Annotated in this window: 1 protein-coding gene and 3 pseudogenes; 1 reads left to right on the top strand and 3 read right to left on the bottom strand. The window is 55.9% G+C overall.

Annotated features, from left to right (window positions below; translation table 11 throughout):
• Positions 1 to 90, bottom strand: a pseudogene (locus BN1800_RS43285) (CBS domain-containing protein); the annotation flags it as partial.
• A gap of 163 nt (positions 91 to 253) precedes the next feature.
• Here BN1800_RS43285 and BN1800_RS39470 point away from each other — a divergent pair.
• Positions 254 to 737 (top strand): annotated as a pseudogene (locus BN1800_RS39470) (transcriptional regulator).
• 208 nt (positions 738 to 945) lie between these two features.
• On the opposite strand, the gene BN1800_RS39465 reads toward BN1800_RS39470, so the two are convergent.
• Positions 946 to 1302: a hypothetical protein gene (locus BN1800_RS39465; RefSeq protein ID WP_087006357.1), complete on the bottom strand. Its 357-nt coding sequence runs from the start codon at positions 1300 to 1302 to the stop codon at positions 946 to 948.
• A gap of 17 nt (positions 1303 to 1319) precedes the next feature.
• Positions 1320 to 1544 (bottom strand): annotated as a pseudogene (locus tag BN1800_RS42100) (hypothetical protein); the annotation flags it as partial.

Here is a 1544-nt window from a genome sequence, read left to right as displayed (position 1 = left end):
ATTGGTAAGCATGACCTCGGCGGCTCGCCTGACACTGTTATCCGGTGATACCCCGACAACCTTCGTGATCATCACGTCTTTTACTAGCATCTCCGCACGACCTCCCCCTGAGGACACCGAGGATCAAACAACATAAACCTGGTGCGGGAGTTCGACAACCAATTTACCGGCTTTTGTTGCGGCTGTGCCTCAGGTCCGGTTCACCGTACACGTCCACGCCATCCTCACTGCATTCAAAGACCGCGTTGCGGCAATCGCGCAGGGCGTCGGAAGTGCAAAAGGATTGGTTGAACGACTGATCCGGAGATTGATAAGCCGGTGTACCGGCGACCCGGATTTGATGGCATCACCTCCCTGGGGGAAATGGACGAGAAAATCGCTGCCCACCTGCGCAAGGCGCGAGAGGACGAAGCTTGACTCGCGGTGACCTTGCGCCGCTGCTCGGCATTTCGATCCCAGTCGACGGACGATAGGAGCGTGCTTTCTCCAAAATGCATGTTACTCGTATGATCCATCTCTGTGAGATCTTGGGCTTCATGCCGCTGGACATGATCTATGAGGCAGCACCGCATCTTTTGGGCAGAACCCCGGAGGAGGCCTCCGATCATCTCGCACTGGCAAAACTCGTGTTGGCCCTGCCGCACGATACGACGCGCGATCTTCTTGCGTTGGTCAAGCGTATGGTAACCCAGCAACAGGCGGCAGACGCGATCCCAGCCAAGGGCGAGGAACGCTAAGCGGTCCTGCTGCTGCTTTGGCCCTAATTTCGTTTAGATGGAAGGCTTTGCGATCAGCCATCACGATGCTTCTTCCATAAATCTGGAACAACCCCATCCATCCTGAGGCAACATAGCGACAGAACGTTCGAGAGGTACGATTGTGGCGCACATGCGCTATCCACATCGCTCCCCTGCCGAAGCCGCCGGGGATGAGGCCGCGCTTCGGTTACTGCTTCAGGTCCCACGCTTGACCAGATGCGCGAAGTTCCTCAAGTGTCTTGCCTATGCAACTGCCTCCATCCTCATCACCAATCGCCTTTGCCTGTCCGTCCAACGTGATCGTGCCGGCAATTCGATCTGACGCCACATATGTCGCCAAACCGTCTTGCGAAATCCTCGACACATAGAAAGCGTGATACGTGTCTTTGTACTTGCAATGGATGACCAGCGGAAACTGACCAAAAGGATCGTCTTCGGCGCGAACATCAGTGGCCTGAGAAAGTGGAAGAGGTGCGCCGGCGGCTGCCGTTGCGACGACCAATTTGAGCAATCCATTTGACCATCGGCGAGATGCGTATGTCATCGATCCAAATCCCTGTGCTATTCAGATGAATTTTCAAAAGGCGTCTGTTGCCTGGACTCAATGGCGATGCCCAAGGCTCGCAGTCCGCTGAAGAATTTGTTCTGATCTTCCGGCCGTTGCAGCCGAAGGGAGACTTCCCGGCGGATGTTGTTCATCAACTCGGGTGCGTTGGCGTTGAGCCAATCCTGTTCCTGCTTGGCGTCGGTCGCCTTTCCTTCCGCGCCAAGGATCGACAGGAGCAC

It is taken from the genome of Rhizobium sullae (assembly GCF_900169785.1).
GTDB lineage: Bacteria > Pseudomonadota > Alphaproteobacteria > Rhizobiales > Rhizobiaceae > Rhizobium > Rhizobium sullae.
This window is presented reverse-complemented; position numbering and strand designations above follow the sequence as displayed.

Bases quoted from the DNA above. Each gene is read 5' to 3' on its own strand.
- BN1800_RS39465 (WP_087006357.1), bottom strand. From the start codon at position 1,302: ATGACATACGCATCTCGCCGATGGTCAAATGGATTGCTCAAATTGGTC.